Origin of the sequence: Brucepastera parasyntrophica (assembly GCF_022376835.1) — a bacterium.
In the GTDB taxonomy this organism is placed as follows: domain Bacteria; phylum Spirochaetota; class Spirochaetia; order Treponematales; family Treponemataceae; genus Brucepastera; species Brucepastera parasyntrophica.
Map to the genome: position 1 here is coordinate 3,104,080 of NZ_CP084606.1, position 22,360 is coordinate 3,126,439.

The 22,360-nt window shown below is 46.7% G+C and carries 19 protein-coding genes and 1 pseudogene; 12 read left to right on the top strand and 8 right to left on the bottom strand.

What is annotated here, in order from left to right; genetic code table 11:
- The first annotated feature begins 37 nt into the window (after positions 1 to 37).
- Together K7I13_RS14890 and K7I13_RS14895 are read left to right on the top strand one after the other, a co-directional pair.
- The gene (locus K7I13_RS14890; protein WP_255946886.1) at positions 38 to 778 is read left to right on the top strand and encodes a DUF554 domain-containing protein; all 741 of its coding nucleotides are present in this window, start codon (positions 38 to 40) and stop codon (positions 776 to 778) included.
- A gap of 59 nt (positions 779 to 837) precedes the next feature.
- Positions 838 to 1,949 (top strand): annotated as a pseudogene (locus K7I13_RS14895) (ABC transporter ATP-binding protein).
- 66 nt (positions 1,950 to 2,015) lie between these two features.
- Here K7I13_RS14895 and K7I13_RS14900 read toward each other — a convergent pair.
- Both K7I13_RS14900 and K7I13_RS14905 read right to left on the bottom strand, forming a co-directional pair.
- Positions 2,016 to 2,618, bottom strand: coding sequence for an RNB domain-containing ribonuclease (locus K7I13_RS14900; RefSeq protein ID WP_255946887.1), 603 nt, complete (start codon positions 2,616 to 2,618; stop codon positions 2,016 to 2,018).
- A 35-nt stretch (positions 2,619 to 2,653) separates the two neighbouring features.
- Positions 2,654 to 3,886, bottom strand: a complete 1,233-nt coding sequence (locus K7I13_RS14905) for an RNB domain-containing ribonuclease (RefSeq protein ID WP_255946888.1) — start codon at positions 3,884 to 3,886, stop codon at positions 2,654 to 2,656.
- A 202-nt stretch (positions 3,887 to 4,088) separates the two neighbouring features.
- Here K7I13_RS14905 and K7I13_RS14910 point away from each other — a divergent pair, with 202 nt between their 5' ends.
- The 4 genes from K7I13_RS14910 to dapB all read left to right on the top strand — a co-directional run bounded on the left by K7I13_RS14910 (position 4,089) and on the right by dapB (position 7,915).
- Complete coding sequence (locus K7I13_RS14910) at positions 4,089 to 4,631, top strand: LPP20 family lipoprotein (protein ID WP_255946889.1); 543 nt, start codon at positions 4,089 to 4,091, stop codon at positions 4,629 to 4,631.
- A gap of 119 nt (positions 4,632 to 4,750) precedes the next feature.
- Complete coding sequence (locus K7I13_RS14915; protein WP_255946890.1) at positions 4,751 to 5,479, top strand: LPP20 family lipoprotein; 729 nt, start codon at positions 4,751 to 4,753, stop codon at positions 5,477 to 5,479.
- Between the two features lie 267 nt (positions 5,480 to 5,746).
- On the top strand, positions 5,747 to 7,114 hold the full coding sequence (locus K7I13_RS14920) for an aspartate kinase (protein WP_255946891.1): 1,368 nt from the start codon (positions 5,747 to 5,749) through the stop codon (positions 7,112 to 7,114).
- 21 nt (positions 7,115 to 7,135) lie between these two features.
- Positions 7,136 to 7,915, top strand: coding sequence for a 4-hydroxy-tetrahydrodipicolinate reductase (gene dapB / locus K7I13_RS14925; RefSeq protein ID WP_255946892.1), 780 nt, complete (start codon positions 7,136 to 7,138; stop codon positions 7,913 to 7,915).
- A 136-nt stretch (positions 7,916 to 8,051) separates the two neighbouring features.
- Here the strand turns inward: dapB and K7I13_RS14930 are convergent, their stop codons facing one another.
- The gene (locus K7I13_RS14930) at positions 8,052 to 9,839 is read right to left on the bottom strand and encodes a hypothetical protein (protein ID WP_255946893.1); all 1,788 of its coding nucleotides are present in this window, start codon (positions 9,837 to 9,839) and stop codon (positions 8,052 to 8,054) included.
- A 226-nt stretch (positions 9,840 to 10,065) separates the two neighbouring features.
- Here K7I13_RS14930 and K7I13_RS14935 point away from each other — a divergent pair, with 226 nt between their 5' ends.
- Positions 10,066 to 11,256: a class I SAM-dependent rRNA methyltransferase gene (locus tag K7I13_RS14935; protein ID WP_255946895.1), complete on the top strand. Its 1,191-nt coding sequence runs from the start codon at positions 10,066 to 10,068 to the stop codon at positions 11,254 to 11,256.
- Between the two features lie 33 nt (positions 11,257 to 11,289).
- Positions 11,290 to 12,237, top strand: a complete 948-nt coding sequence (miaA, locus tag K7I13_RS14940) for a tRNA (adenosine(37)-N6)-dimethylallyltransferase MiaA (RefSeq protein ID WP_255946897.1) — start codon at positions 11,290 to 11,292, stop codon at positions 12,235 to 12,237.
- Positions 12,238 to 12,240: 3 nt separating this feature from the next.
- Here miaA (K7I13_RS14940) and K7I13_RS14945 read toward each other — a convergent pair whose 3' ends face one another.
- The gene (locus tag K7I13_RS14945) at positions 12,241 to 12,456 is read right to left on the bottom strand and encodes a hypothetical protein (protein ID WP_255946898.1); all 216 of its coding nucleotides are present in this window, start codon (positions 12,454 to 12,456) and stop codon (positions 12,241 to 12,243) included.
- Positions 12,457 to 12,736: 280 nt separating this feature from the next.
- On the opposite strand from K7I13_RS14945, the gene K7I13_RS14950 reads away from it, so the two are divergent.
- Entirely contained in the window at positions 12,737 to 13,525 is a 789-nt protein-coding gene (locus K7I13_RS14950) for a TatD family hydrolase (protein WP_255946899.1), read from the top strand.
- A gap of 131 nt (positions 13,526 to 13,656) precedes the next feature.
- Here K7I13_RS14950 and K7I13_RS14955 read toward each other — a convergent pair whose 3' ends face one another.
- Positions 13,657 to 15,273, bottom strand: a complete 1,617-nt coding sequence (locus K7I13_RS14955; RefSeq protein ID WP_255946900.1) for a fumarate hydratase C-terminal domain-containing protein — start codon at positions 15,271 to 15,273, stop codon at positions 13,657 to 13,659.
- Positions 15,274 to 15,472: 199 nt separating this feature from the next.
- On the opposite strand from K7I13_RS14955, the gene K7I13_RS14960 reads away from it, so the two are divergent.
- Positions 15,473 to 17,146 carry a S26 family signal peptidase gene (locus K7I13_RS14960; RefSeq protein WP_255946901.1) on the top strand — a complete coding sequence of 558 codons (1,674 nt, stop codon included), beginning with the start codon at positions 15,473 to 15,475 and terminating at the stop codon, positions 17,144 to 17,146.
- Positions 17,147 to 17,230: 84 nt separating this feature from the next.
- Here the strand turns inward: K7I13_RS14960 and K7I13_RS14965 are convergent, their stop codons facing one another.
- The 3 genes from K7I13_RS14965 to hflK are packed head-to-tail and all read right to left on the bottom strand — an operon-like array spanning position 17,231 to position 20,785.
- Positions 17,231 to 18,805: a hypothetical protein gene (locus K7I13_RS14965; protein WP_255946902.1), complete on the bottom strand. Its 1,575-nt coding sequence runs from the start codon at positions 18,803 to 18,805 to the stop codon at positions 17,231 to 17,233.
- 4 nt (positions 18,806 to 18,809) lie between these two features.
- Positions 18,810 to 19,793, bottom strand: coding sequence for a protease modulator HflC (gene hflC / locus K7I13_RS14970; RefSeq protein ID WP_255946903.1), 984 nt, complete (start codon positions 19,791 to 19,793; stop codon positions 18,810 to 18,812).
- On the bottom strand, positions 19,793 to 20,785 hold the full coding sequence (hflK, locus tag K7I13_RS14975) for an FtsH protease activity modulator HflK (RefSeq protein WP_255946904.1): 993 nt from the start codon (positions 20,783 to 20,785) through the stop codon (positions 19,793 to 19,795). Before hflK ends, hflC begins: the two co-directional genes overlap by 1 nt.
- A 207-nt stretch (positions 20,786 to 20,992) precedes the next feature.
- Between hflK and K7I13_RS14980 the strand changes: the two genes are divergently transcribed.
- Together K7I13_RS14980 and miaA (K7I13_RS14985) are read left to right on the top strand one after the other, a co-directional pair.
- On the top strand, positions 20,993 to 21,187 hold the full coding sequence (locus tag K7I13_RS14980) for a DNA-directed RNA polymerase subunit omega (protein ID WP_255946905.1): 195 nt from the start codon (positions 20,993 to 20,995) through the stop codon (positions 21,185 to 21,187).
- A gap of 26 nt (positions 21,188 to 21,213) precedes the next feature.
- A complete protein-coding gene (gene miaA, locus K7I13_RS14985) occupies positions 21,214 to 22,269 on the top strand; it encodes a tRNA (adenosine(37)-N6)-dimethylallyltransferase MiaA (RefSeq protein ID WP_255946906.1) in 1,056 nt (351 codons plus the stop codon).
- Positions 22,270 to 22,360: the final 91 nt, after the last annotated feature.

Sequence of the window (22,360 nt, forward strand, 5' to 3'; positions counted from 1 at the left end):
GACAGTTGTCCTCCAAGAAAGTATCATCGCATAAACGATGCTTGGAACAATAGTAAATTGTATAACAGTAATAGCAGGCTCTCTGATCGGAATGCTTTTCGCGGGCAAAATATCCGAAGAAATATCCGACGTTATATGCTCCGGGGCCGGAGTGGTGACACTCGTGATAGGTTTCCAGATGGCTTTCGCCACTCAGAATATCATTTATATGACTCTTTCCCTGATCCTTGGCGGGCTGATCGGTTCAAAACTGGATATAGACGGGAAAATACTCCGTGTCGGACTTATCCTTGAAAAAAGGGTAAAAAAAGCGGACAAAAACCCCGCCGGAACACAGAAAAGAAATAACGCCAACTTCCCCTATGCCTTTCTGAACGCATCCGTGCTTTTTTGTGTCGGCGCAATGGCCATTGTCGGTTCATTCAAAGCCGGGACTGAAAATGATTATACCCTGTTATACACAAAATCCGTACTGGACGGGTTTATGGCTATTGTATTCGGGGCCGCAATGGGAATAGGGACTGCCTTTTCGGCCCTGACTATCCTGGTCTACCAGGGAGGCCTTACCATTCTTTCCGTCTTTATCAAGCCCTATGTTTCGGAATTGATGATAAATGAACTGTCTGCAATCGGAGGCGCCTTCATTGTTATGATAGGAATAAACCTCCTTAATTTACGGAAACTGAAAACAGCCAACTATCTGCCTGCAATGCTGTTTATCATTATTTTTGTCCTGATTGATCCCTTTATCCAGAAAATAGCCGCTGTTTTTATTTGACTTATCCGTAAAGCGGGTTTACAATAATAATGATAAGATAACTCTCAGGAGGCCAAATTATGGCAAAAGTAGAACTGAAAGGTATTGGCAAAGTATATGACGGCGGAGTACGCGCTGTTGATAACGCCAATATAACTGTAGACGATCAGGAATTTGTGGTTTTCGTAGGCCCGTCAGGCTGCGGTAAATCAACCACGCTCCGTATGGTCGCCGGTCTTGAAGATATTACAGAGGGCGATCTGTTCATTGACGGCGAGCGCATGAACGATGTCCCCCGAAAGACCGGAATATAGCAATGGTTTTCCAGAACTATGCCCTGTATCCCCATATGTCCGTATATGATAACATGGCTTTCGGACTGAAAATCAGGAAAACAGATAAAAAAGAAATAGAACGCCGCGTTAATGAAGCTGCCAGAATCCTTGACATTGAAAAACTGCTCGAACGGAAGCCGAAGGCCCTTTCAGGCGGTCAGCGTCAGCGTGTCGCCGTAGGCCGCGCGATTGTCCGTAATCCAAAGGTATTCCTTTTTGATGAACCGCTTTCAAACCTCGACGCGAAACTCCGTGTCCAGATGCGCGCGGAAATTTCTGACCTGCATCACAGGCTCAAATCGACAATGATTTATGTTACGCACGACCAGATTGAAGCGATGACCATGGGTGACAAGATTGTTGTTATGAAAGACGGAAAAATCCAGCAGATTGGCTCTCCTCTGTATCTGTACAATCATCCGATAAACAAATTTGTCGCGGGATTTATCGGTTCTCCGCCCATGAACTTCCTTTCGGTAAAGGTCCATGAAAAAGGCGGTCAGATCGCGGTTGACGAAGGTTCCTTTGAACTTATCCCGACTCCGGAACACCAGAAAATCCTGAAAGATTATATCGGCAAGGAAGTGTATTTCGGTATCCGTCCGGAAGATATGAACTATCACAAATCGGCCACTGGCAAAAACATCATGCAGATGAAAGTAAGCGTAAAGGAACCCCTTGGCGCCGAAACCCATTTGTATCTCGTTTCCAAGACCCAGCAGGTCGTTGTCCGCACCGATCCTAACATTACTTTCCAGATCGGGGACACGGTAAATTTTGAACCCATGATGGATAAGGCGAAATTCTTTGATAAAGAGACTGAAGCCAATATCTCCGAAGAAGTTAAGACCGAATAGTTTCACTTACATTGTATTTAAGCCCATGCGTTTTGCATGGGCTTTTTTTATTCGGGGCGAGGTATTTTATACCGGTACAAAATCCACTGTCTGGGCGGGGATATCTATATTTGCCGCCCTGACTCTGAACCTGGAATTAAGCTCATCCTGACCGGTCAAAACTATTTTCCCTTCCATTGCCAGTTCCGGTATGAGAATGGTTCCGTTTGCATTGTTTTTTTCAACCAGGACCGCTTCCCCTGTCCATTCCGGATGCAGATACAGAAAGACAAGAATCCAGTGGAGATTTGACTCCCGTTCCGCCAGCGCGGATTCCCGGGCGCTCAGATCGCCTTCAGCGATGCGCTCAAGGACCTGGTCGCCTTTCATTAACGCTTCTCCCTTTAAAAAACGGTGAAGCTGCTGGTGTGCGACCAGATCACCGTACCGCCTGAGGGGGCTGGTGACCTGACTGTACATGCCAAGTCCAAGCCCCGCGTGGTCGGCAGGAATAGTGCTTACCTTCCGGGCTTTCATGGCCCTCCTTTTGCGGTATTCGCCGGCAAGTCCTTCAGGAATTTCTTTTGGAAGGTCAGGGGAGTCCTGACTGACATATTGAAAGGGAATTGCATTTTTAAAGGCAAAGCGGGCCGCGGCTTCCCCTGCCAGAAGCATCATTTCCCTGACCATGTCAGCCGCCGGGTTTGTTTCAACAGGAGTTATTTCTATTTCAGGGCTGTCCCCAGCGGGTCTGTAACCGAAATATGGATTTCCGGCAGATCGATAAAAACGGCCCCTGCATTCTGTCTGCGCTGTATATTTCTTTCAGCTATGCTGAAAAAGGACGCAAAGGAGCTTTTTTCCCTCTTGTCGTATGCTTCCCGGTATGTAATCCGCTGTACCCTGACCAGACTCCGGTGTACAGCGACATCTTCGACTGTTCCCGCCGCGCCCAGGCTTATACAAAAGGAAAGGGCGTATGAGGGAGCAGAAAGACCCAGCGCGTAGTATTCAAGGGCATTTTCGGAAAGCATGCGGGCCGCGCCCTCCGGTATATAGAGCGTTGATCCCCGTTTTCTTGCTTCATTATCAGAAGGGGAACCGGGCAAAACAGTTTCAGCGGGGTCGGCAATATGAACCCATAATTTTTCGCCGTCAAAGGATATTGCGTCATCGGGATCGCTGCTCCATTCATTGTCAATTGCCCAGGACTCAAAATGCGTGAGATCGAGCCTGTCTCCGGCGTTTCCGGGGCTGTCCGGCGGAGGCACCGGTATTTTTGGTGAACTGATTGTATGCCCGCGCCGTGACGGCCAGGGGTTTTTCCCGGCGGGCCAGAATCCGCTTAAAAGCAGAGTCCGGTGGGCTTTCTGGGGCGTTTCCTGTATTCCCGCCTCTTTCAGGATTCTGGACTTTGCCGTACTTCCGAGAGCGAGGCCTTCAATCTCCTGCAAAAACCTGCTGTCATCAGGAAGGCGTATGGAATTCTGCCCTGCCAGCGTTTTTTCCAGCCTTCCGGCAAAATCGGCCCTGATTAATTCTTCTTCCTGTTTTGCCCTGAGTTTCTGTTCACCCGCGGCTATTTCATCTTTCGAACGGATTGTGACAGGTTCCGAAGGCGCCTCACAGATAAAAAAAGGCGAGGACGCTACCGCTTCCCAAATAACCCACGCGGCTTCAGGCGGATAACTTCCCCAGATAAGCTCCGTTAATTCAGCATAAGAAGGGTTTTCATTTTCAAAAAAATCCAGCGCATCGGAAGGTTCGCCGGGCGGCAGTTCAGCTGACAGAACCGCCTGTAAATTCCGGACCGGGCCGGCGTGCAAAAAAACAATATCCTTGTTCCTTACTTTTTTGACGTCTTCAGCAAGCTGAATTTCTATTTTATCGTTATCCAGACCAATAACAATCGCCGGACGGGATTTATATAAAACCAGAGTATGTATTTGAAACTGCATTGTAAAACAGTATCATAAATACAGCGTAATTAAAAGTTTTTCGGGATAAAATAACAAAACTGGTATTTTCCCGAAAATAATGTAACAAATTTTGAAATAAAGTTGATAACGCGGTTTAACTATGATATAGTGACAATAGCATTTCAATAACAAAACTGTATTCAAAAAAGGGATACAGAAAATCTGTGAGGAGGATTTTGAAGTGAAAAAAACAATTAAATTGCTTTTTGTAGCAGGTCTCGTGGCTATTCTTGCGAGTTGCGGAAGCTCTCCGGCAACTACAACATCAAATGACGGCCGCCCTGACTGGGTAGCAAAAATGGGCAAAAAAGCTGCTGATGTTCATTATGAAGTCGGTTACGGCAAAATGTCAAATTATGCAACTTCCCAGAAAAGAGCTGAAGCTGATGCCCGCAATAAAATTGCGCTCTGGCTCCAGGCTGATGTGAAAACTGTTCTTTCCACATATACCCAGGATTCAGGAATTGGCGAAAGCCGCGAACTGATCGAGTTTATGGAAGAAGTTTCAAAGCAGACTGCAGAAGTTTCACTCTCGGGTGCTGAAATTGAGGATTCATGGCAGGATCCCGACGGCGGCGTATATGTTCTGATGATGTATGATATCAATCAGGCTGCTGCCAATCTGGACAATCAGCTGAAATCCTATACCCGCAACGAAAGCGCTGCCTTCGCCGAATTCAAGGCCCAGGAAGCTTTCAAACGTCTCGAAGCATCAAAAGAATAAGCAATTATTAGTCGAGGCTGCCGGGGAGAAGTATTGCTCCGCGCAGCCTCAGATTTTTTGCCGGGATGAAAAAGCACTTATTAGTTTTTATATTTTTTTCATGCATATGTATATGCCATATGTCTTCAGACGACGCGTTCGAGAAGGCTGTTCTTTCTTTTACCTACCGGTTCTGTGACGCTGAATACAATGAAATTCTTGCGGTTTCTCCTCCCATGTCATCCATAGAAAAGGCCCATGACGCTGCTCTGACAAATGCCGCCAGGCAGATTGCCCTTATGTCCGGTTTATATATAAAAACAGGATATATTGATGAATCCTTCGGACGCTATCTGGGTACGGCCAGCGATTTTGTGTATTCTTTTAATGATTCGGTTATTGAAACCATTAAATCCCGCATCCAGGTAAAAAGGACGATTATACGGGACGGGCAGGTGTATCTTCTTGTTACCGATCCCCATCTATCTTCGGAAAAAAGGCAGAGTGTCATCGGTTTTTCCGCCTCATCCTTTCTGCGTGAAAACAACAGGCCTGTCTGGGTTACCAAGCCTCCTTCAATACGCGGCTACTATGTCGGTGTTGGGATAGCGCCGGTTCACCGGTTCGTTTGCGATTCCCTGTTCAGCGCCGATCTCGACGCGGCCCAGAATATTGTCCGACAGATCAATTCTGATGTCCAGAACTATACCGTGACTTCAAATTTCGAGAATTCCCGGGGCTCAAAAACGAGCCTTAAAGAAGGGAGTCTGATAATTGCCGAAGGCGTCCTGACTGATTTCTATATTATTGACCGCTGGTATGATCCCGCCGGACAGTATTATTATTCCCTCGGTATCGCGAAGCGCTGACAGCTTTTATATCCGCACAGTAATATCAAAAAAACTGAACCAGCTCATTTTTTTCTGATTTCATACAAATCCGGAAAAACGGGTATTTCGAAATTTCGTTAACGAAGTTTTCCTGAAATTCCGGTTTCCAGGAAATTCTATTGTATTTTTAGCCCAAAGCAAGTATATTGTGAAAGCGGATTCCGGGAATTCCCGGCCGTTATAGTCAGATAACTTAAATTAAAGGTGTATGCTATATCTTAATTTTAAAAATCGCGGAGCTTGGATATGATTGTAATGAAGTTTGGCGGGTCTTCTGTAGCAAACAGTGAACGTATCCGTCATGTAGCCGGAATAATACAGAATTTTTCGGACAGAAAACCTGTTGTCGTGCTGTCTGCCATGGGCGATACCACTGACGATTTGCTTGATGCCGCGGACGCAGCCCTGTCGGGAAAAGTGACTATAGATGCCATAGAAAAACTGCACAAGGATACGTCCGCGGCTTTGGGTATTCCTGTTGATGGAATAGAAAAACTTCTCGGAGAGTTACGAACTCTTCTGACCGGAGTTTCAATGCTCAGGGAACTTTCTCCCCGGTCAAAGGATTATCTAGTTTCATTCGGTGAACGGCTTTCAGTCCGTATTATGGCCGCCTATCTCAGCAGCCAGGGGACTCCGGCTGTTTTTTATGATGCCTGGGATATAGGTTTTTTTTCTGATTCAAATTACACAAACGCGGAACTGCTGCCTGATGTTCAGGAAAATATCCGTGCCAGTCTCGGTCCCTATGCGGAAGGACGGGCAGGGGCGAGTACCGCAATCCCTGTAGTTACCGGATTTATTGCAAAAGACAAAAATGGTTTTATAACTACTCTCGGCCGCGGCGGAAGCGATCTGACCGCAACTGTAATCGGTTCCGCGCTCATGGCTGAGGAGGTCCAGACATGGAAGGACGTAAACGGCATTCTGACCGCCGATCCCCGGATTGTGAAAACCGCGCAGACTGTTCCGGTCGCAACCTATGACGAGGTAGCCGAACTTGCTTATTTCGGTTCTCAGGTTCTGCATCCCCGTTCCATGCAGCCCTGTATTCAGACAGGGACTCCGGTCAGGGTAAAAAATTCATATAATATTGATGCTCCGGGTTCCATTATTGTGACGGAGTCTGAAACTGAACTTCCTCCCGTACGTTCCATAACAACAAAAAAGAATGTAACTCTTATTGATATTGTTTCAACCCGCATGCTCGGGCAGTACGGTTTTCTCGCAAAGGTTTTTGATATTTTTGCCGCCCATAATATCAGTGTTGACGTAGTCGCCACATCGGAGGTTTCCGTTTCGCTTACTGTTGACAGTAAGAAGGCTGATTTTTCCGCTCTGACAAAGGATCTGGGAAAATACGCAAGCATTGAAATCAAAAAACACAAAGCTATTGTAACGGTTATTTGCGACGTCAGCCGTTCGAGCAGTATTCTTGCGGTAACTTTTGAGGCCCTTGCCCGTGAAAAAATAAATATCCAGATGATAAGCCAGGGCGCATCGAAGGTAAATATAAGCCTGATTTGCGAGTCAAATGAAGCCGAACGTGTTGTCCGGCTGCTCCATGACTGTTACTTCGGAGCGGACGGAAAAACACCCTGTTCTTTCAGTTAAAAATTTAACGGAGGTCTGAAAATGAAGGTAGCGCTTGTCGGTTATGGAAAAATGGGACATATGATTGCCCGCGCCGCTGAACTGCGGGGCCATACTATTGTCTGTACGGTAGATCTTTTCGCGGAGGACGCCCAGTGCGTTACCTCAGACAAAAAGGAAATGGTTGCAGCGATAGCCGCGTCCGGGGCGGAAGGGATTATAGAATTTTCCCATCCTGCGTCAGTCATGGATAATCTGGTAGCCCTTATTCCGACGAAGCTCCCATTGGTAGTGGGGACAACCGGCTGGAGGGACCATCTGGAAGATGTAGAAAAGCTGGTCCATGACAACAAATCCGCTCTGCTGTATTCCGCCAATTTTTCGGTGGGTGTTAATCTGTTTTACCGGATTGTTTCATACGCGTCCCGATTAATGGCCGATTTTGATGAATATGACGCCGCGGTATTTGAGGCGCATCATAACCAGAAGGCCGACAGTCCCTCGGGTACCGGTATTGATATTGCGAAACATATTATTGAAAACCTTCCCAGGAAAAAGACAATCATAACGGAACTGGGGAGCAGGAAGATCCTGCCGGAGGAACTTCAGGTTTCAAGCCTGAGAGTCGGCTCGGTTACGGGAACCCATTCGGTCATTTTTGATTCTCCCGCCGATACAATCGAGCTTACGCACAGGGCAAGAAACAGGGAAGGCTTCGCGCTCGGAGCGGTCCGCGCCCTTGAATGGCTCGCCGCCCCGGAAGCCGGTCAAGGGCCGAAAACGGGTCTGTTTTCAATGGACGATATTTTTGATTCCCTCTGATCAATATTGCATAATAAGGCGGCAATATACGCTCCGCGCTGGTTTTACGGAGAGGCCTTTTATGGAAAAAGCCTCTCCGCAGTTTCCCTTTTTGGCAAATAAAAAAGTACGGATAAGCCCGGCCGCCCTCAGTAGTTTATCTGCTGATTATTATCTGCCGTATTTTTCCGGCAAGATATAAAACCGCGTATCTGTTTCCGTCTTTTAGATATATCCTGCTGTCGCCCGCCTGATATAACGGAGAACCGAAAACAGATTCAAAATCCGCCCTGCTGTCGCCTGTCCGTATGTTTCCTGCCGGAGAAATCGGGGAGCCTGTTTTCAGCTTTATAAGGGTAATTTTGCCTGTCCGTTTTGTTTTATCTTCGGGAATGGCAAATATGTCCGCCGCCAGGGAAGGATACATCCATTTTTCGGTATAATAATTGTATACAATTTCTGAAGGCTGTCCCCACCGGATGAGCAGTTCATCCGTATTGTCTCCGGGCGCAATAAACCTTATAGGCGTGCTTTTGACATTTTCCGGTATGGACATTTTTTCCAGGGCCGACAGCTTTTCATTCAGCCGTACGACATTTCCCTGCATGCGCATCATAAGAGCCTGATTCAGCAGAATATCCCTGAAATCTCCGGGGAACCCCTCTGTAATAAGAACCCTGCTTTGTACAGATTCGGAAGATGCTATGGATACAAGATTTTCCAGCAGCAGATATGCCCGTGAAGAATCGGCTTCCATCAGGAAAAGCAGGGTCGCGTAGTTTGTCCTGGCAATAATGGAATGGCTGCCGGCTTCCTGCGCGGCTGCGTTTTCGGCTATGGACAGCGCGTTATTCCGGTCTGCTTCGGTACCTTTTCGCGCAAGCAGCATTGCGTAAGATGAGGAAAAGGCCGGGTCCGTATATATTTCCAGGGCATTTTTATATGCGTCAAGGGCCGCGTTATATATCCGGACATTTCCGGGGATGGTGTTTTGGTTTTTTATGAGCGTGTGCTGCGATTCTCTTGCTGTATTCTGTTTTGCCAGAGCAATCATTGCATTCCTGTATGGAGAAAAATCCTGGGCAACAGGAAAAAAAGTCTGCAAGAACTGGTTTTCAAACGTGAGGTTAAAAAACCATTCCTGATGCAGGATAAGGGCATTCAGCCTCATAATAAAGGACGAATGGGGATAGGATTCCTGCAGCGCAGCGAGACCGGCCGCGGATTCGGAAAAAGCGGTCGCTGTTCTGAGGCTTGTCAATACTGAAGAAAATTCACCGGTTATATTTTCTATGTTCTTCCTTTCCGCTTCTATGGCCGCGAGGCGCGATTCCGGCGCCGGAAAGGACCGCAGATAGTCCGAGAATTCAGGATATACTTCTTTGTCTTTCGCTATTTTGCCAAGGGTTTTAAGCCAGTTTATATAGCTGCCGGAGGAAAATTCTGCAAGCTCCATAAGAACAAGGGCCATACTGTCCGCTTTAAATATTTCTTCATCAGTATACATGGCCGGATTTGCGGAACCGGCTTTTTTTTCAGTTATGCGTTTGTATTTGGTAAAGGGCTGATCCAGGGCAAAATGGGCGGCTTCAATGGCGAGGAAGGGGACTAACAGGGCTTCCCTCTCGGCATCGAGATTTCTTATCCGCCGGGACGATTCCGCGGCGTTTTCATAAACAGTAATATCTATATAGTCCAAAAGGGCAGAGGAAACCAGAAAAGTACCTTCCGGATACATTTTAACCTGAATATCCGGGCTGTCCGTGACTAAAAGCCGCAGGGAACCACGGTATAATTCCGTATGCCTAAACAGCAGGAACAGAACGGATTCAAGCGTATCTTTCCAGTCGCCCAGTGTATTTCCGGGGATTTCATGCAGAATGGTCTGGAGAAGTTCTTTTTGCGATGATCTGATAAAATCGTCCCGCAGCTCCCGGTCTGTCATTGCCATAGCCGGAAAAACCATAACGAAAAATAAAATACAACAGCAAAATCGGATTATTCTCATATTAATAAAATATACTCCTTTATTGTACGTTTTTGATGTAAAGAATCAGCTTTTTTTTACATCAGAAACACGTACAATCGGAAATAGTCAAATAATTTCGATTATTTGACTATAACACACCGGTAGGCTTAATGCAATTAAGCGGATATACTCAATTTCAGCTATGAATAAGATTTTTTTAAAGTCAAAAGAAGACGCCCGTATCCGGCTGGGACATCCCTGGATATTTGATAATGAAGTAGAACGTTACCAGGGCGATTGCAAAACAGGGGAACCTGCGGAGGTTTTCAGCAAGTCCGGTTTTTTTCTGGGCAGAGGAATTATTAACAGAAATTCAAAAATAATTATACGGATTTTTACCCGGCAAAGGGAAGAGCCGATCGACAGTTTGCTGTTCAGAAAACGTATAGCCGCAGCCGCTGAAATGCGTGAATTACTGTTTAATCAGGAAGATTCTTACCGTCTTGTTTTTGCGGAAGCGGATTTTTTACCCGGCCTTATTATTGACCGTTTCGCCGATACCGGAGGCAGGGTTTTTCTTTCAGTTCAGTTTTTAACATTCGGAATAGATCTTTTCCGGAATGAAATACTATCAATTCTGAATGACAGTATCCGGCCTGACGGAATATTTGAACGGAGCGATGTTCATGTCCGCGACCTGGAAGGGCTTCCGAGGCAGAAGGGCTGGATAGGACACGTACACGACCCTGAAATAACTATTTCGGAAAACGGAATTCTTATACGGGTAAATCTGGAAACAGGCCAGAAAACAGGCTATTTCCTTGACCAGAAAAAAAACCGCCTGGCTGCCGCAAAATACGCAGCCGGAAAAAATGTCCTCGATGCTTTTTCGCACACCGGGGCCTTCGGTCTCAACGCCTGGAAGAACGGAGCTTCTTCTGTTGTTTCAGTGGATATTTCAGGAGAAGCCGTTGACGTCATAGGGGCTAACATTAAACTGAACAGCGCCGGAACGGACATGCAGGCGGTTTGCGCGGATATATTTGACCTGCTCAAACAATATGAAAAAGAAGGACGTTCCTTTGATATGATTATCCTGGATCCGCCGGCCTTTACGAAAACGGCAAAAATGGTTGATAAGGCATACGGCGGATACAAGGAAATCAACCTGCGGGCTATGAAACTGCTCACTCCGGGAGGGATACTGGTAAGCTGTTCCTGTTCCCACTTTTTTTCCGAAGACCTTTTTTACCGGATGCTGCAAAATGCGGCAATGGATTCCCATAAAACAGTGCAGATTCTTGAACAGAGAGGCCCCTCACCCGATCATCCCGTGCTTTTGGGCTATCCTGAGTCGGATTACCTGAAATGCTTTATAATGCGGATATGGTAGAAAACAACAGTGGTTACGGATCAGGAATACGTTATGGAACAGCTCTATGATTCCTTGATTATCCTCGGCCCGACAGCCTGCGGAAAAACGAATTTGGGTGTTTACCTCGCAAACCAAATAAACGGCGAAATAATTTCCGTTGATTCGCGGCAGGTATACCGGGGACTTGATATAGGTTCAGGCAAAGATTTGGATGAATACGGGAAAATACCCTATCATCTGATCGATATTGCCGGATTGGATTCCGAATATAATGTATTTGATTTTCATAAAGACGCCTCCCGGGCTTATTCCGGTATACGGAGCCGCGGTAACATACCTGTTTTTGTCGGCGGGACGGGAATGTATCTTGATGCCATTATCCGGGGCTATGACTTTGTTGAGGTCCCCGTTAATCCGGACCTCCGGGCCGAACTTGCCGGACTTCCTCCGGAAATTCTCATAAACAGGCTGCTGTCGCTGAGACCCGAAGTCCATAACAGCAGCGACCTCATTGAACGGCCCAGACTGGTACGGGCAATAGAAATAGCGGAATTTATAAAGAAAAACAAATCTGATGTATCTCTGCAGCCCACTGAAAGCCGTCTGCAGAAACCCTTCTTAAACCCCTATATACTGGGCGTCCGGATCGACCGTTCCGAACTCAGAAAACGCATACGCGACCGTCTCGAAAGCAGAATTCAGGAAGGCATGATTGAAGAGGTCAGGAACCTTAACACGGCGGGAATAGGCTGGGAACGTCTTGAGCGCCTCGGACTGGAATACCGGTATACCGCGGAACTGCTTCAGGGAAAAATAAGTTCAGAAAAAGAATATACGGAATTATTGTATACCGCGATATGTCAATTTGCGAAGCGGCAGGAAACCTGGTTCAGGAGAATGGAACGGAAGGGGGTTCAAATTGCATGGGTTAAAAACGGAAACAGGGGTGATGCTCTTGCTTTGATCACCCCTGTTTTTCCGGCTGGCCGGATCGAATAACCCTCAGGCTATAGCGTTTTCGGCTGATTCCTCAATTTCCGATAAATATCCGGTCCGAAGGCAGCTGTCAAACAGCATTTTCGGCAAAAATTCATCAATAACCTTTGTATATCCGTCAAGATCTCTTGTTATGCGAACCATATAACCTTCTTCCGTTTCCCTGACTACTGAAAGAAAAGACACTGTGTTTGTGTTATTCCTGATATAATAGCTTTTCATATAACCTCCAGAGAAGACATTTTCGCTTTCAGCAAAAACCTCACTATTATTTTCGGGTTTCTGCGGGATAGCTTTAGAGTTATCTTCCCGGAGTTTTTGGCTGTTTTTTTATTAAAAATCCGGTTGTTTCAGGCCCGGATATACCTGACAATTTTAAATACCGGGTGTATATTTGACATGTATAGTCAAATAATTAAAATTATTTGACTATTTCCGATTGTAAGTGTTTCTGATGTAAAGAATTAGTCTTTACATCAGAAGCTTAAATTAAAGGACTATAATGTATATTGATTCCCATATCCATCTGTATGATTTATTCTGCCGCACGGGTAAAAAACCTGAGCTGGTTCAGGATAGCATGGCCTGTACTTCCGCCTACCGCTGGGACGAGTTCCTGTACCATGAATCCCTCGCCGGAGAAAATCCCGGAAGAATCTTTCTTTCATTCGGCATCCATCCTCAGATTTTTGCGGCCTTTCCGGAACATGATGCTGTGAAAGAAAAAGCAATGGTTATGGAGATGCAGCAGTTAATGGAAACCCTTGCAGGCGAAGGCCGTATTCACGCAATAGGGGAATGCGGTTTTGATCTTTTTAATGAGTCTTTCCGCGTTACGGTTGAACAGCAGCGGGAGGTATGGAATTTCCAGCTTGATCTGGCGCTGGAGAGGGGCCTTCCTCTTGTTATTCATTGCCGGAAAGCTTTGCATCTTTTGTTCGCGGAAATTCGAAAACTGTCGAAAGTCAGGGCCGTTATTTTTCACGGCTGGCCGGGTTCACTGGTTGAAGCCGAATCGTTCTTGCAAAAAGGAGTCAATGCTTTTTTCTGCGCCGGCAAGAATATTCTTAAGGGTGACAAGTCCCTGTGTAAAACGGTCGCCGGAATAAATCCGGCCCGGCTTTTAACCGAGACCGATGCTCCCTACATGCAGCTTAAGGGCGAGCCGTACAGTATCCCGGACGATATTTATCCGGTTACACGTACTGCCGCCGCGCTCTCCGGGATTGCTGAATCCGCCTTCGAGGAACAGGTTGAAAAGAATTTCCGGAGGATTTTCCTGAACGGATAATTTTTGATACAGCTCTGATTGTTCAGGGCAAGGGTCCGTGGATGAAAGTGTATAGGTACTAAACACTTGTGTATAGCACCTATACACTTATATATGGCAGAATGTACGACGGACGCACAAGGTTGGGCCATTTATGTTTTTTTTGCCGCCTGTACAAGTTCTTCATAAAAGTCCTGTCCGCTGCCATTTATCAGGACAAAGGCCGGAAGTTCCTTGACCGTTATCAGTCTGACCGCTTCCATACCGAGATCAGGATAATCTATAAGTTCATTCCCCGTTATATATGAATCCGCAATAAGGGCCGCCGCCCCGCCAATAACGCCGAGATATACTGCGCCGTATTTTTCGCAAGTCCTTCTCCATGTTTCGCTCCGGTTTCCTTTAGCGAGAGTGATGAGGGCCGCGCCCCGTTCCATTAATTCTTCCGCGTAAGCGTCCATTCTGCCCGCGGTAGTCGGGCCGAAACTTCCTATAATATGGTGTTCGGGAGTTTCCGCCGGGCCGGCGTATATAATAGGATATTTTGCTGTATATCCGGGGAGCGGCTGTCCCTGTTCAAGCAAATTCCTCCAGCGGGCATGGGCCGCGTCCCTTGCCACCAGTATTTTTCCGGACAGAATCACCGGAGTGCCCGGTTTAATGGCGGAAAGGTTTTTTCTGGTTTTTTGTATGTCGTTTTCAACTTCTATGTGGACCGGACCGGTATTCTGCTGTTGCGAAAAAGCCGCGGCTTCTGCGAGACCGGGGACGGAAAGCGGGTTCGGCTCGGTCTTTTCAATCCAGGCTCCTGTTTTGTCAATATATCCGCATATATTACGGTGGGCTGAGCAGGAAACGCCTATTGATACCGGACAGCTTGCGCCGTGTCTCGGCAGTCTGAGGACCTGGGCTGAAAGGGCCATTGCCTGGCCTCCGAATTGGGCGCCGAATCCTGTTTTCGCGGCAATTTCAACTACCTTTTTTTCCCAGTCCGGAAAGCGGAGCGGTTCAGTTCCCATAACACGGTAATCATATCCGGGCCTCCGCTCGGAAAACCAGCCTGCCGTTGCCAGTTTTAACGCAAGGAGATTCTGTTCCGGGCTGATGCCTCCGATAACGACCGCAATCGTGTAAGGCGGGCAGGCGGAAGTCCCGAGCCCTGCTATATTCTTTTCAAGAAACCCGGTGAAACTTTTTTCATTCAGAATACCCTTGGTTTCCTGAAAAAGGGCTGTCTTATTGGAAGAACCGCCTCCTTTTGCGCAGAATAAAAACCGGAATACTGGTCCCGATTCGTTCCTGTTCTGAGATGCGGTAATCAGGATTTGTCCCGGCAGATTGTTCCCCGGATCGTGTTCTTCAAACAGTGAATCAGGAATTACTGTCGAGTAACGGAGATTTTTTGTTGTATAGGTATTTTCTATGCCTGAAGTTAATGCCTGTATTTCATCTCCGTCGGTAATGATTCCCTCATCCTTCCAGCCGAAAATCTGGGCTGTTCCGGTATCCTGGCAGAGCGGGAGTATTCCTTCCGAAGCAATAACCGCATTTCTGAGTAAAAGCGACGCTGTTAACTTATCATTATAGCTGGAAGATTCAGCCGTCACAACGGCGGCAAGATTTTCCAGATGTTCCCGGGTAAACGTAAAAGCCAGACGGGAAAAAGCTTCCGACGTCAGCCGAGTCAGCAGTGAACCCGGAATTTCAAGAAATGCACCGTTTAATTTCGGTTTGTCTTGCCTATCCGGTGAAATTTCATCAAAATCCATATATATTCCTTTAATTTAGGTTTCTGATGTAAGAAATTGGTTAATTCATTGCATCAGAAATACTTACTATCGGAAATAGGTAAATAATTCAGATTATTTAACTATAACGGGAAGTATAGCCTTCTGTATTCCTTTTTGCTATACTGCTTGTGGAAAAAGTTTTATCAATATAGAAATGCCCGCGGCATCCGGAGGCTTTATGACAATAATAATGTATCTGTGTACTGGTTTTTCACTGGTGTTTTCCTTCCTGTCTTTTGTTCCTGCTTTTAATGCGGCGGCATGGGCTTTCCCTCTCACTCTTATATACTCTCTGGTATGTTTTGCCGCCGCATTCCGGCTCCAGCAAAAACCTGACAGACAGCGTCTCTTCCTTTTCCGGAAATTGCTTGAATATCTTCCCTTTGTATTGTTTGCGGGGTTTATAATCAGGCGCGCCACGGAACTTGAATGTCCGTTTATTCTCGATCTTTTTACCGTTATTGTATGGCTGATTGTCTGCGTGTTAAGTTTTTTTATTTCGTTCAAACTTTCCGACAAACGGGTAACCCGTATTTACCCCAAAATGCCCGCGCCTCCGGCCGGAAAAAAGCCGATCCATATTCACCTGCTGGAATGGGTCGATGCGCTGCTTCAGGCCGCCTGTTTTGTACTGATTTTTCAGCAATTTATTCTGCAGCTTTATGCGATTCCCTCTGAATCAATGGTTCCCGAATTTATGGTGGGAGACCGGGTCGCGGTTATTAAAACGCCCTCAGGCCCGAAATTTCCTTTGTCTGATGTCGGTATTCCCCGGATGCGTTCCTATGGCCGGGGCGATATTGTTGTATTCAGCAATCCCCATTACAATGACACAAAAGAAGCGAGAGTCCTTTCTTTTACCCACCAGCTGGTCTATATGCTCACCTTTACGACCGTTAATATTAACCGGGACGAATTCGGCAGAGTAAAGGCTGATCCTCTTGTAAAACGGATTACGGGTATTCCCGGTGAAAAACTGATGCTGGTTGACGGTGTCCTGTACAGCAGACGGCAGGGCGGTGAATTTGTACCGGTTTCCGAAGACGCAGTCTGGGCAATGTGGGATATAAATTCGCTTCCGCGTTCCGACAGGATGCTTGTCCAGCATCTTCCTATGTCAAAAGAAAATTTTGCGCTCCTTGAATCAGTAGAGTCAAAACGCTCCGATATCGATCTCGACAGCGCTGCTGCCGAAGCCCGCGGTCTTGTGGAACGCTTTGCCTCGCTGAAAATTTCCCCGGATACCATATACAGTACGCCGGAACTCTTTTCCGAACAGCAGCGCGAGCTGGTTTATATGTTCCAGTCAAATGATAGTATAACAAAAACGCTGCTTACAACCAACGGCGGGTATAACTGGTTCCGGGATTTTATGACCGCCTGGATTAATGTTCCGCCGAGAAAAAATTTATTTGATGAACAGTCATTTCATATTGATTTGCTTTTGAAGTTATGTATGGGTAAGCTGATTGTACGCAATGCCGAACTGCTTGCCGCAAACAGTACAATTGAACAGTTTGCCACGGACGGAATCCGCAGAAGTCTTTTGGCCGAGGCGGATACTTACAGATTTTATATGGCCTGGCATGACCAGCGGAATTTCGGTGAATTTCCTGCCGGTGAAAACGACTATATACCGGAAAACTGTTTTTTTATGATGGGTGATAACCGCTTTAATTCCCTTGATATGCGCCACTCCTATACGCCCAGACTGACTCCGATTGATTCTGAAGATCCTTATTCGTTTGTTTATTCTTCCATTCTCGCTCCCAAGTATGTCCATGCCGATAAAATACTTGGGACCGCTTTTTTCAGGTTCTGGCCGCTTTCAAGAGCCGGAGTCCCCCATTAGGGAAAATAAAACCCGTTCAGGCGTAAACTGAACGGGTTTTTAATTAATGTGCCAGTTATTATCCCAATTTCAGGGACGATATTCCTAATCGATAACCGCTTTTTCTATTTCCTCAATAACCGGCGCGTAGGGCAGCTCCAGCGCGCTTCCGTCACTGACCGATCTGAGGAGCTTTTCTCCGTCAGGTTCAATCAGGGTCCGTTCCGCCGCTTTTATGGAAGTAATAATCCAGCGGTCCTTTACATAGGACACCGTTATATCATCGATATAATGATATACACTCAAGCCCGCCGGCATTGGCTCTCCGGAAGCTATCATATTCAGTGTTTCATTAATGTCATTGCTTTTGGCCGCCATCGGCACCCATAAATAAAATGAAACGGTATATACGGCTTCAGCTTCGGTCCGGGAAACAGGAGCGACCATAAATCCGGTAATACCGAAAACGCTTCTCGTACCCATTTCCTTGTCTGCAAAGAGCTCGGCCGGAGTGATTATTCCGGAATTCCTGTCAATAGTTTCCCTGATTTTGGCTGTAATAAAAAGCATGTTTATAAATTCGTGATAATTCGTTTTCGCCTTCGGCGCGTATGTCTGAATCAGTTTTCCGTTGAGCGTGTGGATTCCGTCATAAAAATCCTCCAGGACCTCATCGGGCGTGAGGCCCAGAGTCGTCGGCTGGAATTTCCATTCGGATATAACAATTATTGTAACAACCACAATTCCGCACAGCAGGACACAGGCCGTAAAAAACTTTCCTATATTGTAGCGGATAAAAGCTTCCCGCCGTACCCGTGATTCCCTTTTTCTGGCTTCGGCGGTTCTTCTGTTTTGAAATTCCTGCGTTTCGGGCAGATTTACCTTTGCCGCATCAAAGAGGGCTGAGAAATCAGGGCCGAGATCCAGAAAAGCCTGTATTGGGGCGCGTCCCCGGAGCATACCGTCTATTGCTTCCGCGGCCTCCGGTTTCAGCGCCCAGACAGCGACTCCGGCCGGTTCGAAAAAGTTTTTTCTGATGAGTCCGGCCGTATATTCTGCCGGAGCCGCTTCCTTTTCAAGTTTTCGTTTGGGCCGCCTGACCGGGATAAAGGGCCTTTTACCGCACAGCAGATAATAGGCGAGTGTCCCTGCCATAAAGCTAAAAGAAATTTCCTCCGGGAGAGCCCTGAAATCGGGATGTATCCAGAATAACCGGTTTTCCATTTCGAATGCATTGCCCTGCGCGGCAATGCTTCTTATGCAGATTTCCAGCGGAAGAATAAAAACGCTGCCTTCATCCGCAATGAAGATGCCGGCGGGACCGCAGCCCGCGGCCTGCCGCGCAATCCCCGGCGCGGACTTTGCGGCAGCACGTATTGTTTTTACGGTCTGATACAGTTTTTCCCAGGCCCGGCCCCGTTCATTTTCCAGTATTTCCGGAAGAAGCGGTATGCCCGGGACCTCTTTTCCGTATATATACACGGTTTCACTGCCTTCCGGTCCTGCGCAGAATGTCCCGATGGGCAGCCATTCCTCGGCTTCCCCTGACGGCCGGAGTATAAACCCCTTTTCATCAAGGGATTTGGGAAGCCGGGATTTTGCGAAAGCCTCCGGACGCAAGCCTGTATTGATAGCCAGGACAGGCTTGCCCTCATATTCATAGTGAACGGCAATATTCATACTGTCAGCGGCCCGCCGGTGAATACAGATACCTGAAAAAATCCATGTCGGTCGAAAGAATCTTATCGAATCCCTGCAGGGTTGTTTTATATGTTTCTATGCTCTTCCAGAAACTATAGAATTCCGGATCACGGCTGTAGGATTCCGCGTAAATACGGGATGCCTCCGCGTCCGCTGAACCTTTTATTGATTCAGCCCTGCTGTAAGCCTCGGAAAGGATGGTTTTTTTCTCATTTTCAAGTTTTCCCAGCCATTCCGCTTTTTTTCCTTCTCCCGCCGATCTGAATGTCTGGGCAATCTGGTTCCGTTCCTTGATCATTCTGCTGTAAACGCTTCCTGTCAGCTCATCGGAATATTTTATCTGCCTCGGCACTATATCCAGCAATTCAATGCCGAATTCCGGCATTTTTTCCCGGGCAATAGCCGCCATTTCGGCGCTGAGTGCCTTCCTCCCCCGGGTAATTGTTTCATAGATAACCTTATCGCCCGTTATCTGAATCAGTTGTACATCTTCAGCTTCAGCCCCGAGCGCGAAGTTTTCACTGTGCTGCAGTTCATTAATAATGTTTGAATTACGGACAACATCATTAAGCCCGGAAGAAGTGATAACCGTTCTTACTGACGAGTCGATAATATCGCCGAGTTTCAGATAGGCCTCTTCTATGGTAGTCACGGCCTCATAAAACTTGACCGGATCTGAAATCTTCCAGCGGCTTGTGGTTTCTACAATAATGAACTGGTTTTCCTTGGTAGGGATACGCTGGGAATCACCGTCAAAGGACATAAGTTTTTTGGGGTAGGTGATTACCGTGTCAATAAACGGCGCCTTTAGATGAAGCCCGGCCTCTGCGGTAGAATTAACAATTTCGCCGAACCGGGTAATAACAACCTGATTCCCTTCCTTCAGCACATAAAACGGATTACCCATGAGGATAACTATCAGAACAATAGCAATAATTATTAACGCACGTATTACTTTTCCTTTCATCAGTTGCCTCCCCGTACTGCTGTTCCCGCATTTTCAAGGTTTTTCAGGGGAAGAAAATTGTCAAGTTTTTTGTCAACAAGAGTTGTTCCCTGTTCCGTTGTAAAGAGGGTCTCGATCGTTTCCAGGTATAACCTTCGCCGGGTAACATCCGGGGCCTTTCGGTATTCCGCATAAACATCGTTAAAGCGGGCAACATCGCCCTTTGCGCGGTTTACCCGTTCCGAAGCGTATCCCTGGGCAATCTGGATCTGTTTTTCTGCTTCACCGGACGCTCTCGGGATTTCCGCGTTATACGCTTCCTTGCCTTCATTGATAAGTCTGTTCATGTCCTGGATAGCCTTATTGACGTCCTCAAAAGCCGCCTGAACGCCTTCCGGGGGGACAATATTCTGCAGCTGGACATTAATTATTGTCACTCCGATACCGAATTCCTTCAGCTGATCATTCATCAAAAGAGTTCCCTGGTTTTCTATTGCCGTGCGTTCCGGCCCGATAACATCGAGGATCGCCCTGTCTCCGACAAGGGAATTAATGACAGCCTGCGAAACATCCCTGATAGTTGAAATCCTGACGTCTTCCTGAACGTTAAACAGCCAGGCTTTTGGATCGACAATTCTGTATTGGATAATCCATTCGACATCAACAATATTGAGGTCCCCGGTAAGCATGGTTGACTCATTTCTCAGATTGTTCTGATAGGAATTATGGACTCCGCCTCTCACCGGACGGAACCCGAACTGTTCGGTCCTTACTGTTTTTGTCGGGACATTGTAGCTGTTATCAATTCCGAAAGGAATTTTGAAGTGCAGTCCGGGACCAACCGTCATGCGGTATTTTCCGAATCTGGTGATAACCGCGTCTTCCGTCTGATCAACAACAAAAAGTCCTGTGGCGGCTATTATAATCGCAAGAACAATCACAATAGCCGTTACAATAACCGGAAGCGAAAGCCATTTCGGGCGTTTCGGTCCGGATGCATTACTATTTTCCATAAATATACTCCTTTACCTTTAGTTTCTGATACAAAGAAGCTTCTGATTCTTTGTATCAGAAATAGTAACAATCGGAAATAGTCAGATAATTAAAGCTATTTGACTATACAGGCCTCCGAAGAAATTAATACCTTTACTGTATCTAAATACGGGTATCCGCACAAGATTCACTTGAACAAAAATGGAAAAAAATATATACTATATTCTATGATATTCCCACTGGAACAGCTCGTTGAGTTTACGGGCAATGTATATGAAATAACCTGCGCGGCAATCAGACGTGCCTATCAGCTTTCCATGGTCCATGACCCTGAAATAGAGGAAAACGACGGAAAAGTTGTGTCTCTTGCAGCAAAACAGGTCTTTACCAAAACGGTTGAATACCAGATCGAAAAAGATTAATTCCTTCTTTTCCGGAATTTCCAAATATGTCTCATAGCAGCAGTCTTCCCGTACTGGTTATTTTCGGGCCGACAGCGTCCGGAAAAACAGCGCTTGCCGATATTTTTTTCTCCGAAAAACCATCCATCCCAATTCCTGAGGGAATTTCAGCCCTTTTAAATGGCAGGGCTGAAATAATCAGCGCTGACTCCATGCAGGTATACCGGGGTATGGATATAGGCACGGCAAAACCCGACAGGGATTTCCGCAAAAAGCTGCCCCATCATCTTATCGATATTTGTGATCCTGATGAACAGTTCTGTGCGGGGGATTTTGTCCGGCTTGCCGACGCGGCCTGCGGGGATATATTTTCCCGGGGAAAAATGCCTGTAGTCCTCGGCGGAACCGCCTTTTATATTAAAAACTTCCTTTTCGGACTGCCCGAAACGCCCCAGGCCGATGCGGAAGTAAGAAAAAAACTTCAGGAAAGGGCAGAAAAAGAGGGAATAGCCGTATTGCTAAAAGAACTTGAGGCAATCGATCCTGTATCGGCCCGGCGCATCGGAATCCATGATGAATACCGGATTATCCGTGCGCTGGAAATATACGCCGCGTCAGGCAAAGCCCAAAGTTCTTTTGATCTTCCCTGCCATTTCAGGACGGGATATCTGTTCCGCGTTATCTCTCTGGACCGCGCGAGAGAGGAATTGTACCGGCGTATAGATTCCCGGGTGCAGGAAATGGTCCGGTCCGGGCTTGCCGGAGAAGTCAGTTCACTCGTCAGATCGGGATACACTGCCGAATCTTCCGGTTTAAGGGCTATCGGCTATCGTGAATTTTTTGCCGTTCCGGGTGCAGCTGAAAAAATGCGCTCAGGACAGGATTTATCTGATACTGATATTATGTCCGTTCAGAATCTCATTCAGCGGAACAGCCGGAAATATGCAAAACGCCAGGAAACTTTTATCCGGCCGATGTCCGGTGTCCGTCATATTCCAGCCGATGATATAATGGAAATATATAATACTGTGACCGAATTCTATAATCTCAGCGGGCTTTGCGGAACTCATTTTTTAAAATCCGGAGCTGAAAATGTTCCTTAACATAAAATTTCCCGCAATACTTGACGCTAATACGGTTTTTATGCATACTTAAAAGATATCCATATAAAAGGAGTGCCGACGTGCCCTGCGG

What these genes read in the sequence shown, in the direction of transcription:
- K7I13_RS14945 (WP_255946898.1), bottom strand. Translation starts at nt 12,456, where the DNA reads ATGAAAAGCTATTATATCAGGAATAACACAAACACAGTGTCTTTTCTT.
- hflK (WP_255946904.1), bottom strand. Translation starts at nt 20,785, where the DNA reads ATGGAAAATAGTAATGCATCCGGACCGAAACGCCCGAAATGGCTTTCG.
- K7I13_RS14920 (WP_255946891.1), top strand. Translation starts at nt 5,747, where the DNA reads ATGATTGTAATGAAGTTTGGCGGGTCTTCTGTAGCAAACAGTGAACGT.
- K7I13_RS14980 (WP_255946905.1), top strand. Translation starts at nt 20,993, where the DNA reads ATGATATTCCCACTGGAACAGCTCGTTGAGTTTACGGGCAATGTATAT.
- K7I13_RS14935 (WP_255946895.1), top strand. Translation starts at nt 10,066, where the DNA reads ATGAATAAGATTTTTTTAAAGTCAAAAGAAGACGCCCGTATCCGGCTG.
- K7I13_RS14955 (WP_255946900.1), bottom strand. Translation starts at nt 15,273, where the DNA reads ATGGATTTTGATGAAATTTCACCGGATAGGCAAGACAAACCGAAATTA.
- K7I13_RS14930 (WP_255946893.1), bottom strand. Translation starts at nt 9,839, where the DNA reads ATGACAGACCGGGAGCTGCGGGACGATTTTATCAGATCATCGCAAAAA.
- K7I13_RS14890 (WP_255946886.1), top strand. Translation starts at nt 38, where the DNA reads ATGCTTGGAACAATAGTAAATTGTATAACAGTAATAGCAGGCTCTCTG.
- hflC (WP_255946903.1), bottom strand. Translation starts at nt 19,793, where the DNA reads ATGAAAGGAAAAGTAATACGTGCGTTAATAATTATTGCTATTGTTCTG.
- K7I13_RS14950 (WP_255946899.1), top strand. Translation starts at nt 12,737, where the DNA reads ATGTATATTGATTCCCATATCCATCTGTATGATTTATTCTGCCGCACG.
- dapB (WP_255946892.1), top strand. Translation starts at nt 7,136, where the DNA reads ATGAAGGTAGCGCTTGTCGGTTATGGAAAAATGGGACATATGATTGCC.
- K7I13_RS14960 (WP_255946901.1), top strand. Translation starts at nt 15,473, where the DNA reads ATGACAATAATAATGTATCTGTGTACTGGTTTTTCACTGGTGTTTTCC.
- miaA (WP_255946897.1), top strand. Translation starts at nt 11,290, where the DNA reads ATGGAACAGCTCTATGATTCCTTGATTATCCTCGGCCCGACAGCCTGC.
- K7I13_RS14900 (WP_255946887.1), bottom strand. Translation starts at nt 2,618, where the DNA reads ATGGTCAGGGAAATGATGCTTCTGGCAGGGGAAGCCGCGGCCCGCTTT.
- miaA (WP_255946906.1), top strand. Translation starts at nt 21,214, where the DNA reads ATGTCTCATAGCAGCAGTCTTCCCGTACTGGTTATTTTCGGGCCGACA.
- K7I13_RS14905 (WP_255946888.1), bottom strand. Translation starts at nt 3,886, where the DNA reads ATGCAGTTTCAAATACATACTCTGGTTTTATATAAATCCCGTCCGGCG.
- K7I13_RS14915 (WP_255946890.1), top strand. Translation starts at nt 4,751, where the DNA reads ATGTCTTCAGACGACGCGTTCGAGAAGGCTGTTCTTTCTTTTACCTAC.
- K7I13_RS14965 (WP_255946902.1), bottom strand. Translation starts at nt 18,805, where the DNA reads ATGAATATTGCCGTTCACTATGAATATGAGGGCAAGCCTGTCCTGGCT.